At 37.4% G+C, this 16,363-nt stretch carries 17 protein-coding genes; 14 read left to right on the forward strand and 3 right to left on the reverse strand.

Annotation, left to right across the window (positions count from 1 at the left end; genetic code table 11):
* Positions 1-126: 126 nt before the first annotated feature.
* The 5 genes from MKY59_RS07375 (at position 127) to MKY59_RS07395 (ending at position 4,735) form a co-directional block, all read left to right on the forward strand.
* Positions 127-483 (forward strand): hypothetical protein, encoded by a 357-nt coding sequence (locus MKY59_RS07375; RefSeq protein ID WP_339276842.1) that lies wholly within the window; start codon positions 127-129, stop codon positions 481-483.
* Positions 484-837: 354 nt separating this feature from the next.
* Positions 838-2,112 (forward strand): DUF6602 domain-containing protein, encoded by a 1,275-nt coding sequence (locus MKY59_RS07380; protein WP_339276844.1) that lies wholly within the window; start codon positions 838-840, stop codon positions 2,110-2,112.
* A gap of 230 nt (positions 2,113-2,342) precedes the next feature.
* Positions 2,343-2,939, forward strand: coding sequence for a hypothetical protein (locus MKY59_RS07385; protein ID WP_236414901.1), 597 nt, complete (start codon positions 2,343-2,345; stop codon positions 2,937-2,939).
* Between the two features lie 214 nt (positions 2,940-3,153).
* Positions 3,154-3,948, forward strand: coding sequence for a Shedu anti-phage system protein SduA domain-containing protein (locus MKY59_RS07390; RefSeq protein ID WP_236414900.1), 795 nt, complete (start codon positions 3,154-3,156; stop codon positions 3,946-3,948).
* A gap of 178 nt (positions 3,949-4,126) precedes the next feature.
* Entirely contained in the window at positions 4,127-4,735 is a 609-nt protein-coding gene (locus tag MKY59_RS07395; RefSeq protein ID WP_236414899.1) for a hypothetical protein, read from the forward strand.
* A 185-nt stretch (positions 4,736-4,920) separates the two neighbouring features.
* Here the strand turns inward: MKY59_RS07395 and MKY59_RS07400 are convergent, their stop codons facing one another.
* Positions 4,921-5,199 carry a helix-turn-helix domain-containing protein gene (locus MKY59_RS07400; RefSeq protein WP_339276846.1) on the reverse strand — a complete coding sequence of 93 codons (279 nt, stop codon included), beginning with the start codon at positions 5,197-5,199 and terminating at the stop codon, positions 4,921-4,923.
* Here MKY59_RS07400 and MKY59_RS07405 point away from each other — a divergent pair.
* The 6 genes from MKY59_RS07405 to MKY59_RS07430 all read left to right on the forward strand — a co-directional run bounded on the left by MKY59_RS07405 (position 5,156) and on the right by MKY59_RS07430 (position 11,287).
* The gene (locus MKY59_RS07405) at positions 5,156-6,106 is read left to right on the forward strand and encodes a hypothetical protein (RefSeq protein WP_339278509.1); all 951 of its coding nucleotides are present in this window, start codon (positions 5,156-5,158) and stop codon (positions 6,104-6,106) included. The two genes, MKY59_RS07400 and MKY59_RS07405, sit on opposite strands and share 44 nt — an antisense overlap.
* Before the next feature lie 156 nt (positions 6,107-6,262).
* Positions 6,263-6,799: a hypothetical protein gene (locus MKY59_RS07410; protein ID WP_236414896.1), complete on the forward strand. Its 537-nt coding sequence runs from the start codon at positions 6,263-6,265 to the stop codon at positions 6,797-6,799.
* A 465-nt stretch (positions 6,800-7,264) separates the two neighbouring features.
* Positions 7,265-7,756, forward strand: coding sequence for a hypothetical protein (locus MKY59_RS07415; protein WP_236414895.1), 492 nt, complete (start codon positions 7,265-7,267; stop codon positions 7,754-7,756).
* Between the two features lie 252 nt (positions 7,757-8,008).
* Positions 8,009-8,719: a hypothetical protein gene (locus tag MKY59_RS07420; protein WP_236414894.1), complete on the forward strand. Its 711-nt coding sequence runs from the start codon at positions 8,009-8,011 to the stop codon at positions 8,717-8,719.
* Positions 8,720-8,878: 159 nt separating this feature from the next.
* On the forward strand, positions 8,879-9,721 hold the full coding sequence (locus MKY59_RS07425; RefSeq protein WP_339276849.1) for a hypothetical protein: 843 nt from the start codon (positions 8,879-8,881) through the stop codon (positions 9,719-9,721).
* Between the two features lie 1,254 nt (positions 9,722-10,975).
* Positions 10,976-11,287, forward strand: coding sequence for a hypothetical protein (locus tag MKY59_RS07430; protein WP_236416311.1), 312 nt, complete (start codon positions 10,976-10,978; stop codon positions 11,285-11,287).
* A 432-nt stretch (positions 11,288-11,719) separates the two neighbouring features.
* Here the strand turns inward: MKY59_RS07430 and MKY59_RS07435 are convergent, their stop codons facing one another.
* Positions 11,720-11,974, reverse strand: coding sequence for a hypothetical protein (locus MKY59_RS07435; protein ID WP_339276852.1), 255 nt, complete (start codon positions 11,972-11,974; stop codon positions 11,720-11,722).
* Between the two features lie 181 nt (positions 11,975-12,155).
* On the opposite strand from MKY59_RS07435, the gene MKY59_RS07440 reads away from it, so the two are divergent.
* The 3 genes from MKY59_RS07440 to MKY59_RS07450 all read left to right on the forward strand — a co-directional run bounded on the left by MKY59_RS07440 (position 12,156) and on the right by MKY59_RS07450 (position 14,734).
* The gene (locus MKY59_RS07440; RefSeq protein ID WP_339276853.1) at positions 12,156-12,560 is read left to right on the forward strand and encodes a RidA family protein; all 405 of its coding nucleotides are present in this window, start codon (positions 12,156-12,158) and stop codon (positions 12,558-12,560) included.
* A gap of 18 nt (positions 12,561-12,578) precedes the next feature.
* Positions 12,579-14,078, forward strand: a complete 1,500-nt coding sequence (locus MKY59_RS07445) for a monooxygenase (protein ID WP_339276854.1) — start codon at positions 12,579-12,581, stop codon at positions 14,076-14,078.
* Positions 14,079-14,248: 170 nt separating this feature from the next.
* The gene (locus MKY59_RS07450) at positions 14,249-14,734 is read left to right on the forward strand and encodes a MarR family transcriptional regulator (RefSeq protein WP_339276855.1); all 486 of its coding nucleotides are present in this window, start codon (positions 14,249-14,251) and stop codon (positions 14,732-14,734) included.
* Here MKY59_RS07450 and MKY59_RS07455 read toward each other — a convergent pair.
* Entirely contained in the window at positions 14,703-16,259 is a 1,557-nt protein-coding gene (locus MKY59_RS07455) for a serine hydrolase domain-containing protein (RefSeq protein ID WP_339276856.1), read from the reverse strand. The genes MKY59_RS07450 and MKY59_RS07455 overlap by 32 nt on opposite strands.
* Positions 16,260-16,363: the final 104 nt, after the last annotated feature.

A 16,363-nucleotide genomic window follows, 5' to 3' on the forward strand; every position in this document is an offset into this window, starting at 1 on the left:
TGAGTACGAAGCTCAAAATCAGTTTTACAGAGAAACCAGTAAATTATTAAAGCTATTATTTGAACATATGATAAAAAATCAGGTACATATGTACGTGACGATCCAAGTGCTGAAAAGGCTATTTGGATGTTATCTCTTGATTCTCTAGAATCTTTAATTGATTGTCTTGATTTACTTAGAGATAAGAAGCATAGGATTGCAGGTAGGCTATTTCGTGATGCTGTAGAAACAATGGATATAGCCTCTTATATTAATTCCAACGATCCAAAAAAAGATAAGCACTTAAGAGACTGGTATAAAGATAAAGCCATACTAAATAGCATCTATAAAAAATATATAAAAGAAAACGATGAACAGGAGTGGGAAGTACTACAAAAATACTATAAAAAATTATCCAGAATTAATCATAGAACATATAGATCCTTAGCGTTTTCTTACTCATTAGGAAGTAAAGAAAGGCTGATATATGAGGGGGGGATATGAGAGCGGATTAATGGTTCCTCCTTATGTGATCGCAATGTATTATGCTCTACTTAGTGGTTAAATCAGTCATTTCGTATTGAGAGTAGTTGATTGCAGTTGATTGCAGATTGATTTCTGCCGAAGAAGTAGATACATTTTGGGATCAGGCTTTAGAAGAGGAAGTTATAGAAAGAAAATTTGTTTCGCCCAAAGAAATATTTGAAAGATTTATCAAAGAGACTGATAACATCGCATAACATAATATTCACGCTGCGGGCATATGCCTTTGGTCCGACATTCGTCGGACACCCAGAATGAGCTGGGTCGTGAATACAGGAACGTTATAGGAAATCAGTGCAAATAGGAGAGAAGTGAATGATAGTCACCATATCCGACTTTTTACAGTCTGTAATGAACAAAGAAAAAGAACTAATTAAAAAATATGAAATTGTACGACATGGTCCAACAATTGGTGATATGTATGAAGGCCTTACATCAGATTTATTGAACAAGGCTATATTTGAAGGGCTAGATGTTCGAATTGCATCAGGCAAAATAAAAAATAAAGAAGGGGAATTTAGTAATGAAATTGATTGCATGATAGTAGAAGGGGAAGGTGAGCGAATTCCTTATACAGACAAATACATATATGATATGACACAAGTAATAGCTGTATTAGAAATTAAAAAAAACTTATACATCGATAATTTGATTGATTCTTATAATAAGATGAAGAAAATTTATAATTTGTCTGATCTAGACCCGGAATTATTAAACATGCGAGGGTTTAGAGATGCGTTTAGACATATTGTAAAGGCGGAATTACCTTCTTATGAAGAAGTACAGACATCGCTAGATTATAATAAACAAATTATATACCATAACTTATTAATTGAAGAAATGCTGCCTGTAAGAATTATTTTCGGATACTATGGCTATAAAACAGAATATGCTTTGAGAGAAGCATTTTTTAGATATTTGTCTAATAACTCGAATATTACAGGTCATAGTCCAGCAGTATTTCCAGATCTAATTATATGTGATAATAGTTCATTGGCTAAATTAGATGCTATGCCTTATATAGGTAGAATAGATGAGAAAGGATATTGGGATTTTTATGGTTCATCGATTCATAATCCGCTATTACTTCTTTTAGAATTTATTTGGACTAAACTTAGTTATCGATATAATTTAAATAGCAATATTTTTGGTGAAGATCTTGAATTCGAAAGCTTTCATCCTTATCTAAAAGGAAAAGCTCATAGAATGGATGACGGTACATTAGGTTGGGAAATAAGATATCAATATATAAAAAAAAGTAATTTGAGTCACGAGCCTAGTTTTATTGAATGGGAGCCTGCGGAGCTAAATGAAGTAGAATGGTTTGTAGTAAATTGGTTATGCATGTATTGTGAGCTAAATATTAATAAGCCAGGATTTAGAAACTGGCTTGATGAAAAGACTGTAACATTAGAAACTATGATTGAGGGTCTGACACAAAAAAACTTAATAGCATTTAATAACGATCAAATTACACTCCTAACTGACCAATGTCAGGTTGTTACACTAAATGGAAAATGGTATGCTGCTGAGAATAAGTCAGGAAGGCTAACAAACTGGATCAATAAAATTATGAATAATAGAGAATAAAATTAGACAAGCGTTATAAGTAGTTCAAAGTAGGAACAGACATCATATAACAAAATATTCACGCTACGGGATTAATCCCCTTAGTTGTCAGAAGGAAAAATTCGAAGAAGTAGCTCAGCCAACAACTCCCCTAGCCTAAGATAAGAGCCTATCTAAGGCTGGTGAATTTCGTTAATACAGGAATGTTACGGGAAATCCGGCAAATACATAAATGAAAAATGGAGAAGAAGATGAAGAAATTTAAAGTTTTTTTTGAATGGGAATTTCAAACACTTGTATTTTTTTTAGAAAATGCCTCAAATCATTTTTTGAATAAAAGTTATAATAATACCCAAACTGATATATTTGTATCATCAGACGGTAAAATGTCAGATTATGAATTGTCTATAACCTCTCTCATGTTAACTTTTGAATCAACAATAAATAAATTGAATAATATAGTAGATTTTGCGTTGTTATGCTTTGTAAATAATATTTCGAATTTTCATGAAGATACGTTGGATATATTAGAGATTCAAAAGCAATTGAAAGCATCTAGATCTACTTTATTAAATACTCTTAAACATGACGGAATTTATTATGATAAACTCCCGGGATGGAATCATGTAATTAATGTAAGAGATGATTCAAATGCTATAAAACATCGTGGTGGAATCCATGTACCAGTTGAGTCTCTCTATAATATACCTATTTCAAAAAATGTAGATCTTCGGAAAGAGAAGATGACTGACTATATTAATGGTATCAAGACATGGCTATTTAATTTAATCGATGAGATAGAGCGTAATTCAATGAATAAGGATAGTACAAAAGATGGTGAGCAATGAGTATGCATTTCAAAGAAGTGCCAGACATCCTATAACATAACATTCACGCTGTGGACCGGCCTCGCCGATCCTTGGTCCTGGAAGTAAGAGCAAGGAAGCAATTGCCGGGACACATTCACCTTTGGTGGATGTCGTGAATGCGGAAACGTTATGGGACAAGTTCACCAAAGCAAATAAAGATATAATTGATAAAATCAATATATGGAGGAATTATATGAACTTATATGAAGTTGATTATACTAAACCAACAGGAAAATACGTAGCAGCTATTAAAGAATATAATGAATTTTGGAGTCAGGGACAAATTGATTTTTCCAAAGCTTCCGATCCAATTGAAAAGTTTGATGATGAGACGAGAAAGTTTATTTATAACTTCAATACTAAATTTCCCAATAATGTTGTATGGCATTATCATAGAGATAGAACATCTGTAGATTTAGAAGTAAATGCACTAAGGAAGGTCATTAATTCTGCGAAAAATGAGCATGATATTCAAGATTACATTAAGAAAAATAGAAAGTGGTTTATCCCGGCTTCAATATTTAAAGAGTATAATTTTGGTCACAAAGAGACGTATCTCTTTCCAGAAATGAAGTTAGGAAGTAGCATGCAAGCAGATTATGTTTTATGTGGTAGAAACTCTGATGGATACAGCTTAATCCTTGTTGAATTCGAATCACCGGCTTCAACATTTGTTTTAACTGATGGTTATAAATTATCAGCATCGGCTAATTCTGGCTTAGGTCAGATTAATCAATGGAAAGAGTGGATGGAATCAAATAATACAACATTTTTTAATGAGCATAAATTTACTGAGAAAGGCATAAATGTTCCTATTACAAGGATTCACTATTGTTTAGTGATTAGCAGAAGAAATCAAATGGAGACAAATGATAGAGATCGAAAAAATAGAATAATTATTGAATCAACGAATTTAAATATAATTAATTACGATAGAGTGTGTGATTATGTTTCTAATCTAGTTGAAGGATATAGTACTTATAGATAAAAACATAATATCTGGTGAAATCATCCCATAACACGTCGATTCCCACCATTCCCCTTGATGTCGCGGTTTTTGCGAAGCAAGCACCGCGACACTTTTTCCGCTAAGGCGTTAAAAGAGGGGGACAGCGGGAATCGCGGGAACGTTAAACGAAATCATCAAAGACGGAGAGGGATTAAAAATGTTTAAGGACAGAGTATATATTTCACCAAGATACTATCTTGAAGATTACTTAGCATTGAATTTATCTTTAACAAGTGATGAGCAAACTTGGCAGCGAGCGATAAACATATTTTCAGATCGAATTGAAGGAAGGTTTCTACTTCTGATACAAGAATATTCTGATAACATAACGGCAAATTATAGATATATTGATTATAGTTTTAGCACAATGGCATTATGTAGTTTGCTTATTGAAACGCTTCATCAGTTTTATAATGGGCTTGATGTTACAGTTTTCAGAGGACATAAAGAAGCATTTGTACAATTTTTGACTAAAAGTAATTATTTCGGGGGCTATTTTACACGAAGAACAGCCAGTTTTTTTTATTCAGATATTAGAAATGGAATATTGCATCAAGCGCAGACAAAAAGAAATACTCAGCTTACTTTTGAACAAGAAAACATGATTATTGAAATCGAAAACGGAATTAGTTTAGATGTAATTAAATTTAAAGATGAATTACTTAACGAATACCAAGAATACTTGGAGAGACTAAATAACAATAGTAATTATGAACTGAGAGAAAATTTTATCAAAAAAATGGATTATATTACAACGAGAATTTAGTAATGCGGATACTCAGTACAATGAATTCGTTTAACAATATATTCAAGCAGCAGCTCTGTAGGAGCCTTGGTCTGCGGGAAGGATTTCGAAGAGGAATATCAGGAGAAAACCCCTTTGGGGTTTATGAATACAGGAACGTTATCAGAAATCTAATCAAGGGAGCAAAAAAAATGAATTTCTTAGAATTAGAGTATTGTGAGAAATGTAAAACACAAGAGTGTACGATGCCAGAGATTACACAGTTTAGCTCTCTTGAGAGTTTTCCGCGCAGTACGAGTGTTCTGCTGTATTTCGGCGGAGTTCCCGGCCAATGGTGCATGATGTCTGCCAAGTTCCTGGGCAATCGCTCTGGTACTTTTCCCCTGCTGGTGGAGGATTTCTAGCTTGCTTCGCTCGATTATGCTAAGATGTGTGTAGCTCATGGTGGATTCTCCTTGTGTGAATGGTTGTTGTGGTGACTTCATTCTACACCAATCCGGCCATGGGCCCTTTGTCTTTTTATTTCCAGTACGTGTCGCACTTCATATTACAACCCGTCAAATGAAAAGGAGAGCAATTATGAAAATTTGTAGTTATTGCAAGTCGCACAAAGACGAACCATTAACTAAAGAACATGTTTTTCCGGACTTTTTATTCAAGAAAAACCCAGACTATAAATTTGGTTATAATGGTGGAATAGGAAAATATACATTGTCAGCCGATCAAATTAAAGATGTTTGCCAATATTGTAATAACGTAATTTTATCTGGATTAGATACCTATGCAAAGGATTTATGTGACAACTATTTTGATAGTTTTATTCGTACTCAACCTATTGAGTTCGAGTACGACTACGATATGCTTTTAAGATGGATACTTAAAATATCTTACAATGCAGCTCGAGCATATAAAACATCTACAGCTGAGTTTGAAAGTTACATACCATACATTTTGGGTGAAGGAAATAATCCTAAATTATACACCTTATTATTAGGTAATGTTATGAAGGTATCAGTACACGAAGGAGAACAATTTCCTCCAAACATATTCGCTGCTACATATTTGTTTCCGTTATATGGTGCGAGAAGTCCTGAATTATTTAGAATGGTGTATATTCGTTCATACATGTTTATCATTATGGGTTGGGGAGAAAATACAAATATATTTGAACGCCAAAAACAGCTTGAATCGTTTATTTCTCTAACTGGTGCAAGTGTAATAGAAAGCAACAAAAATAAATACTGGTTTGACCCCTCAAAATCTCAGTTTGATTACCTCGAATACAGAAGTAATCAATTAAAGATGGATCCTCGAAGACAACTAAGTAGAAAAGAATTAAATGAATTTTCAATGCGAAATAAAAGCCTTAAAGAAATTCCGTATATTGATTAGGGTAGCTCAAGAAGGCGAATACATAAGATAACATAATATTCAAGCTTCGGGCATAGGCCCTTGGTCCAGCTGTCGCCGGATACCCAGCATGCGCTGGGTCGTGAATACCAGTTAACGTTATCAGTAATGCCCAAAACATAAAAAGGGAGTGAGAAAATGGATCTAACAATAATAAAGGGAATTAATATAGCTATTTCGGAGCTGTGTGAAAAAGATCGTCATTTGTTAAGTCATGATTTAAATGAAAGAACAATCGCACATAAGTTAGCATTATATCTTCAAGAAGAATTCCAAGAGTACAATGTGGATTGTGAGTACAATAGAAATATTGACGAAATGAACAAACAGAAAAGAATCTATGTTTTAGAGTCAGAATGTGAAAAACTCAAAAAGGATTTTACAAAAGACATTGTTTATGGCGACACGGAATATATGGGGTTATCAATTTTTCCGGATATAGTAATCCACCGGAGAGGGGAGAATACTAATAACTACTTAGTGATAGAGATTAAAAAATCGACAAATAAACTTGATAGAAGCTTTGATTTCAAAAAATTAGAATGTTATACGGATAAAGAAAGATACAATAACTTAGAATATGATTGGGGCTTATTTATTGAATTTGAAACTGGAATGGAGAATTTCAAAAAACCTGAACTAATATGGTTTAAAGAAGGAAAAAGGATACTTTGAAAAACGGCATTACAGATAACATATTATTCACGCTGTGGACAGTCGTCCTTGGTCGGGCAACGCCGGGACACTCAGCATATGCTGAGTCGTGAATATAGAAACGTTAAGTGAAATCTGTGTATGGAAGGGAAGGTTATCAATGACATATAGCTATTTTGAGAACGCCTTAAATACAATGGCTACTTCTAGAACTTCATTCGGCTAACACCATTTTGTCGCTCTGGGCCACTCTGAGAAGCGAGTGACCACATCCAGCCCCCCTTAAGCCCGTCGGACGTCACTGCATTAGGTGTTCGGCAAGCTTCACAACTATAAGCAGGACTCTAAGGGGCCAGGACGTCGTCAATACAAAACGTTATGAGAAATTCGTTGTAAATGGCTAAGAATAAAACGGACCAATCAGTCGATAAGACTCTTCGGACTTTTTTAAATCATGATGAATATTAAAACAAAGGAATGAGAATCATGAAGCTTTTCGGAAAAAAATTGCAAGTAGATAAATATTTAGAATTAATTGATAACTTAAAATTGGAAGAATCAAACAACATATATAATAATGTGGTAAAACTTAATAAGTTAAAGGGTCATTTTACTGACTATAACCTAGCTAATATGCAGGTAATACGAACTGAAGTTAGCTCTCTGGTAGAAGATTATAAACAAAATTCTTTGTTCACTAGTATGATCGCGACAATGTTGGCAGTTTTTACAATTGTTTTTACTATTCTGAGAGAGCAATTAGGATTATATAAGCTCACAGGATTGTTCTCTCCAATATTAATTCTACTTATCGGATATGTATTGATTAAGATGCTATTGATGTTTAGAAGTTATTCGAGAAGTTCAAAAAGTTTAAATCAATTATTGAGCATTATTGATTTAATAATAGAAGAACGTCGGAATATGGATATACTACATCAAGAAGCTTATAACGATTTTCTTAACAAGAGACAGTAAAGAAAATAAACATATAAAAGCCCTTCCAATAAAAGAATTTGCATATCGAATCTGCCAATTGTAAGAATTACTCAATGATAAAAATGAATACATTAGGAAAGTGTTGGAATAGATGACTACAACACCTCAGCTAACATTTGATTCCCGCAGTGTCGTAAGTTCCTTGATCTTCCTTTACGGCAGATAACCTCTGGAGAGGTTCGTGAATCAGGAAAAGGTTATGCGAAATTCATGTGAAAGGAATTAAACTAAATGATAGAGAAATGGGTTCATTTTGAGTGTATATTCAGAAATAAATGGGGTCTGAGAATTATTACAGAAATTCATAAAGCAACAAAAGAAGGACGTATTGCTACACCTAGTGATGATTTTTATGATTTCTCCATGTCAATAGCAATAAGACTAGATCTGATAGACCGACTATTAAAAAGACTTACTAATAGTATACAACTGTTAAGTAAAGAAATAATGAATGTATCTGAAGAGCATATTTTCACACGGGACAAAGAAGGATATGCTCTTTGCATAAACGATGGTCTAAAGCTGGATCTATTAATCGATATCGATGCATTTTTGTTTGAGATCAACTCCTGCTGCGAATTATTTGGTCAGTATATTTATGAGTTATATGCCGCAATGGGGATATTTATTAAAAAAGAAAATACAGGACAAGAGTTAGCAAGAATACTCAGAGTTGCTTCAAGCGACACATCGTGGTTCAAGACCCTCGATGAAAGTAGAAATTTCTTTATTCATAATGGAGCACCATATATTGCTCTTGATATTACTAATGAGAACAACATGAATATTATAATTATGAAGGGAAATTTGAAAAGCTTTGAGGATTCTAAAAAGTATATAACATTGCATGATCTTGTAGACATAAGAGAAGGCTTTAAAATATCGCTACAATTATTGCAAGATCATCTAATAACTTGTGTAAGTAGTGCTTCGAAGCGATGAACATCGCATAACAATATTTTCACGCATTGGGCTGTACCCTCGGTCCGGCAGTAGATATTAACAGGAAGTTGATTTAGCGGACACATCCGACTTCGTCGGATGTTGTGAATACGGAACTTTAGACGAAACTGTTATAGAAGATCAGGGGAGGAAAGATGGGTGTTGAATAATTTTTTAATAATCGGAATTTTTCTTGTTGTATCAGGTATCTTAGCAGTAATATTTGGTATGATTTTTATGAAGGGAATTGTTCCATTTTGTGAATTTATAGGTAAGAAGTTGGCTAAGAAAATATCTTCTAAGTATTGGATATATTTTTTTGAAATTTTATTCTTGATTTCAATTGTTACATTTGCAATTATTGGTTTATATTTAGTTTCTTTCTCTGAATATCCCTTTATATTTGTTATCGTTCTATTTATTTTTACAATCTTAACCGTTATAGAAACAAGCGCCTATACTGAATTTAGAAATAAAAATAATATAAGCAAAACAAGTGGAATTATTGGTTGGATTGTTCATAGAGCAGTATGGAAAACGTACATGGCAAAACGTATATTACTTTTTATCGAACAATTAGCTCATACTTTTTATTTATTTGTCCCTTTGTACTTATCTTTGCTTATCATGTCCGAATTAAAATGGAGTGATCAAGAATATTTTTATTTTCTTTTATTTTTACCGATTTACGCTAACGTATGGGTGTATTTAAGATTCAGTAAAAAAATGTACATAGTTAATTTCAATAGTTATGAGACTTTATTTATGAGAAGATTAATTATTTACACACTAATAATTGGTTACTCAATAATGGAATCATACAGTAAGTTTTCGCAATATCTCTCTAATAAAAATAATTTATCTTTTGAATATTTATTTGTGTATTCAGCTGTAATTGTATATATAGCAGTTGATAGATTACTTAAAGAAATTGTTTCAGACGTAGAAAAGTTACAACAAGAAGTATTAAGAAACAGTAGAATAAGAAGAATAAGATTTTGAAATCGTCATAGGAGAGCATCGCCTAACATAATATTCACGCTGCGGCATACCCCCTGGGTCTGCTGTCGCCGAACACCCAGCATACGCTGGGGCGCGAATACGGGAACGTTAGGCGAATTAAATCCTGCAAGGATAATGATAATGATATTCTGGAAATACCCAGAAGTGATAAACGAAGAGCAATTAAAATGGACAAATGATATGATAGATAAGTGGCTAATATTAATTGATAAGATTAGGGAGAATCTTCTTCAAAACTCTGCTATTCTTGAAAACAATAAAGGCTATGCAAATCAAAGAGACATACAATATTGTTAGAGTTAAGTATGGCCCAATTTTTTACTTTCAGTTCAATATCAGCATTAATTTCGAATGCACATTATTCGGATGCATTCACGTTCTTAAGAGTATTATACGAAGGACACTTACATTATGGAATTTGTGGAATTGTGATGACGAAGAGTTTCAAAAATACGTAGCGCTAGTGGTAATGCACGGAATATGTGCATCGCAGTTTCTACGTATTGCGAGAAGGATACGCAGTAGATGTATTGGTTCCAAATCCGCGTAGAGGGATAGAGACTTGTTGGTGGGCGGCCTCCATAGAATTAGATACAGTCATATGGCAATCGATTTTTTTGGGAGTAGAAGATGTTACTAAGATAATGAAAGAACTTAGAAATGAAGTAAGAGAATTAGCTAAAGAATGGTTGTTGTGAGGGAAGAATTAATTCCATCTAACAAGTTTAAAGTTATTATTGAATGCAAGCGTTATAAAAGACATGTATGTAGAACGTGAAAAAATTGTGGTTTTAGAGATAAGGTACGGAGTTTTTACACCGAAGGTTTATATCGGTGTTTTTTATTTTTAATTCGATTTCCGCATTAAAGCAATCACGGTTTATCTTACAATTTAGATAAGACGAAAGTATTGGTATACAACATTGGATATAGATAATGGCATTAAAAATGACTACTCATGCCTAGCAATAATAAGACATGATGCAGTTTAAACCCATCAGAGAGGTGGAGGTATGAGCCGGTTACTTGACTTATTGGAAGAGGAACGGCGCAAGCTTAATCAGCTTGGAGAGGCATCCTTGAGCAAGCGATTCCGTTATGGGAGAACCCCGAGGTTCAGAAACAAAGTCGAAGGGTTGATGAACTGGTGGCCCAAATTAGTGACATGAAGGGCGAGACATCCGAGTTGTACGATGATGAGTGAAGTACATAATGTGTAGGGGAGGAAAAGCTATGGATTTTCCACCGTGGATGCAGCGGGCCATCCAGGCAAGGCTAGATGAGGTGACTGTGCAGATCGAGCATGATCCTGAACTGAGTCGTGTACGTGAGGAGACCGACGAAGCGTTCGTAGTTTTGTTTGCAGGCAAGGATATCGAACAGACACCTGAGTATGCTGAATGGGAGAATCGTTACATTGTATGCAAAGGTATAGAAAATGAATGGTTGTACATGCAGGGACTGCGAGATGGTATACAGCTAACGGCTTCCTTATTAGGCCAGTCGATGCTGGTGGAGAAAGGGCATGAATCTGACCAAAGCTAGGTGGAGGATGAACTTAGCGGTGTGAGCATGAAAGGGTGGAGCGAGGGAGCGAGTAAATCAAGAGAGTGGTGACTCACATATTAGGAGCTTCATGCAACATTGACGAAAGCATTGCGTGATTGATGGGAGTGTTAGCTATAGCTAATCAATGACCTTAAAGTTAAAAAGCCAATGTATGCTTACATAGCTTAGCTTCGTAAGAATGCACTGGATTGTTCACCAAAGCGAACCCATAGGTCATGGGAGAGCGATCCCTATTTACACTGAAAAACCCGAGCCGAAGCGTGTATATCTCGCTTCAGCTCGGTTTTTTTAATGCTCTACTTTTCCAAAATCCCAATTCTTACTTCCCCTGCACCGACTTAAACCAATCATTCACTTCTTGCGTGATCTGATCTCCGCGATTTTACCGTCTGGACCAGCCGGAATCGGCTAGGCTTTGATTTTGGAACCAGGCACGTTCTTCAACAGGTCGGGTGCCGGCCAGTCGAGTGACCCCATCCAGGTGTTGGTGTTATTTTTCAAAGAGATTGCCAGTGGGAATACTTCGCTTGGGGCGGGGCCATCCGGGTTCTCGTTTTTGAAATTGTGCATGATGTTTTCAAGATCCACGACCCAGCCCAAGTAAAGCGCGATTGATAATTCAAGAAGAAAGCCGGCTAATTCGTCGGCTGTTTTTTGATTCACTCAACGAACGCGCGTCAAAGCGAGAGAACTACTTAACAAAGTTAGCGCCTATTGTTTTTAACAAAACAATTAAATAAAATATTATTGTATTTATTTCGATATAATGCTACTATAAATTTGTTTCCTAGGAAACAATAAATTGTTTTTATTTTGAGAAAAACAATCTCTAAGGAGGAAGCGCATGAAAAAAATCAATCCGAGTACCCTTACCCAAACAGTGACCAATCTCATTTCACAAATCGTCATTGCACCCGCTTCTCCGTTAGCTTTTATTTCCGGACAAGTTGCGTTAAACGAAAAAGGCGAGTTGGTCGGAAAGGGTGACTATCTGCTTCAGGCCAAGCAAGTCTTTGCCAATCTGAAATTGGCTTTGGAGGCCATCGATACCGAAGCGGAGAGCATTGTTCAAATGAGGATATATGTCGTAAACCATAAGCCTGAGTTGGTTGAGACGATTTTTCAAGCCGGTTTTGAAGTATTCGGCGACGGATGGCCCAAAACGGCTAGTACCTTTATAGGTGTTCAGGCGCTTGCCTTTGAGGAATGGTTAATTGAAGTGGATGCCATTGCAGCGATTTCCAACTAAGAGAGGAGAACTCTAAAAATGAATTATGATGTTATTATCATCGGCGGGGGACCTGTCGGCATGATGTTGGCCGGGGAGCTCGCTTTGGCGGACGTGAAGGTTTGTGTTTTGGAGAAATTGAAAGATACCACCCCATACTCTAGAGCGCTTAGCATCCATCCTCGTACATTAGAAATTTTGGACTTGCGAGGTTTGAAAGCGGAATTGTTGAAGATCGGTAAACCGCTGCCGACCGGGCATTTTGCAGGCTTGGAAACACGGTTGGACTTTACGGTCATCGACTCTTCATCCAATTATTCATTGTTTATCGCCCAATCGGAAACCGAAAAGGTACTGGAACGCAGAGCCAGAGAGCTGGGTGCAGAGATCCGGCGAGGAATGGAAGTAACGTCCATCTCACCGAATTCTGAATATGTCGAAGTGATGGCCGCTGGAACAGAGGGCGAAATGACATTAACAGCAGCATATGTTGTTGGTGCGGACGGAGCCGGAAGCATTGTACGTAAACAGGCGAACATTCCCTTTAACGGAACGGATGCAACGCTTACTGCGGTCCAAGGCGACGTTGTGTTTAAACGCCCGCCTGCAACGAGTGTCGTTTCCCGCTTTGACGAGAACGGGATGATCATGATCGTTCCTGTGACTGAAGAGCTGCACCGCGTAGTCTTTATCGATCCGGATCGAACATCCGTTCCAAAAGATACACCCGTCACACTGGAAGAACTACGCTCGGGAATGCTCCGCATGTTAGGGGACGACTACGGGATTTCAGATCCGTACTGGATGACTCGCTTTGGCAATGCTACTCGACAAGCTGACCGTTACAGGGAGGGAAGGCTTTTCCTTGCAGGGGATGCTGCTCATATTCATTTCCCTGCCGGAGGACAAGGGATGAACGTGGGACTGCAAGAGGCGATGAATTTGGGGTGGAAATTGGCTGCGCAAGTGAAAGGATGGGCGCCCGAGGGGTTGCTCGATACTTACCATGAAGAGCGTTTTCCCGTCAATTCAGCATTGCTCAGCAATACACGTGTCCAAACCCTGCTATTTGGTACCGATTTTTCGTCGACTATGATCCATCTGCGGAGAATGATATCGGATTTATTGGAAAGTCCGGAAGCGAACTATCGTTTAGCGAGTCAAATTGCAGCCGTGGATGTTAGCTATAATGTGCCAGATGCAGTTTCTGCACATCCGTTAAATGGTCGCAGGCTTGCAGAGATCAAACTGCGTAAGGAAAACGGCGATGTCTTCAGCAGTTACGAACTTTTCCGGGAAGGCAAATATGTATTGCTTAATCTCGTTCATGATCAACTCGTGGAAGGCATCATTCGTCGTCTGCCCGATCAGCATTTCACATTGGTCAGCGCGACGTTGGCGGAACCGGCTCTGGACTGGAACAATGTGCACACCGCCATGATCCGTCCGGATGGATATATCGCATGGGCCATTTCCGATCAAGAACGTCCATTGGAACGATGCATTGAGGAAGGAATTAGGAGTATCAGCAAAGGGTAACGCTTTTTTTTAACCTTATTGTTTTGAGGAAAACAAAAATAGGCCCGGAAGCCTCTGATTCATCGTTTTCCGGGCTTTTTTATTGTCCGAAATATAAGCGCATCAAATGTTTTTTGCGAAACAATCATGTATAATGAGGAAAGATACGCGAAAAGAGGAGAACGAAGAAAATGCAGCCTATGGATCTTTCGAAACAATGGATTTTTAAAAGCTTCATCCATCTTATGAGTCAACAGGACATAAGGGAAAGCAAGTTATCCGTCCGCATGAGTGAGGAAATACATAAGTTCGAAAAGGAATTTGGTGAAAAGGGAAATTTGACCTTGTCGGAGATTCACCTTATCGCATGTATCGGAGATTTCTCACCGATTAATGTCACCTCCATTGCGGAAAAAACCGGATTAACCAAAGGCTCCATCACAAGAATCAGCAAAAAACTTCTGAAACTGGCGTTAATCAAAAGACAGCAGATGAATGATAATAAAAAAGAAGTTTATTACGCTTTGACCTCGAAAGGCCAAAAAATATATGTGATCCATCATCGGATCCATCAAGAAATTGAAGAGCGATTCATGAATTTTCTAGATAAGTACACTGCTGATGAGCTTGTTTTTGCGAGTAAGTTCATTCAGGATTTAACGAAATGGGATTATTAAAGGATGAACGCTCTGGCGATTTCAATTTACGTTTTTTGGGGTAAAAACCCGTGAGGACAAGAACGAATAGCCACGCCAAGATCAGCATCACATAATCTTTACGTCCGGAACTTAAATTTAGTATTTGCCAAACATAAGAAGCATAGAATAAGAGGGCACCGGCAGCTACTAAAAGTAATGTCCTACATCCTAATTTTACAACATATTTATCCTTAAGCTTGGTGAAAAAGACTCTTCTACCGGTAGCCATTCTTATACCAAACATTATCACGTAAATGCCAAACAAGGTCCCGATCGAAATGGATAGAATGAAATTATTCGTTCTCGATTGAGTCAACGAAGAATGGCCCTCCGGTAACGAACCGGTTACATATTCAATCCATGCATGGTAAATATCCTGCCTCAGATCGATTCCATTATCGCTGTTCGTAAGAATGACCAAGCCTTCCTTGGTTTCCGGGATAAAACCGTACAATGAATGCCAGCCTCGATTGTCGCCAGAATGGTAAATGAACGTCTGCTCTTCGGATAGCTTTCTGATAAATACGCCCAATCCACTCTCACCTATTACTGGCTGCTGCATCTCCTCTACAAGCTCGTTTTCGAGAAGTCCATTCCCTTGCATCCGATTCAAATGGTCCATGCTGGCCAGAATCAGTTTCATCATATCCGTGGAGTTCGTCTTAAGTCCAGCCGCTGCCTGCTCGGTAAATTGGTAGTTCGGAAGCTCCTGTCCGAAATAACCGTATGCTTTTGACATCCGGGGATCGTTGGGATCTTGATGGAATGAACTCGAGTCCATGCCTAGCGGCTTAAGGACTTCTTCCTCCATATAACGTTCAAATGCCATTCCAGTAACCTCCTCAATCACGAGCTGTAGAATGGTATAGCCCCCACCAGAGTAAACCTCTTTTTCCCCGGGCGTATCGGTAATCCTCACAGGTTCATTAAATAGGCCTTTTCCGTTCAACGAATCTTCTATACTGGAAAGCCGGCTTTGCGGTGCCGTACCGAGATACCCTTTATGGGCAGATAAGCCTGCCGTATGACTTAACAATCGTTTTATGGTGACCTCATCAGGATTAAACTTGGCGTCAGGTAATTTCCACGAGGTCAAGTACTTTTCAACAGGGTCGTCGAGCGAAACGAGCCCCTTTTCTACCAATTTTAGGACTCCCCATGCTGTAACGCTTTTGGATATCGAGCCCGCCTGGAACAAGGTTTGATCGGTCAGTTCGATCTTGTTTTTCTTATCGGCATAACCATAGTTGAGAAGATAAGCGACACGACCTTCGTGAACTATGCCGACGGTCAATCCGGGTACATCATATTTATCCTGCCATACCGGAACCTGTTCATCTAATAGGTGCTTGAATTCCTCTATTTTTCGTGGCGTCTGAGAGAGGGGGGCTGCTTCAACCGTCTTCACATACTCCCCAACTGAAACCAAGATCACGACAAGACATACCAAACATCGAAATAGATTTTGTACCTTTCTTTTGCGCACCCGTTTCACTCCTGCCATGTTAATGAACTCGCATATTTAAAATAGCACTGATCCAATGCTTCGATCGATCGATTTACCTTACATTTGCCGTTTTTACCTTACATATTTGTCATATGAGAGAA

It is taken from the genome of Paenibacillus sp. FSL W8-0426 (assembly GCF_037969725.1).
Classification (GTDB): domain Bacteria; phylum Bacillota; class Bacilli; order Paenibacillales; family Paenibacillaceae; genus Paenibacillus; species Paenibacillus hubeiensis.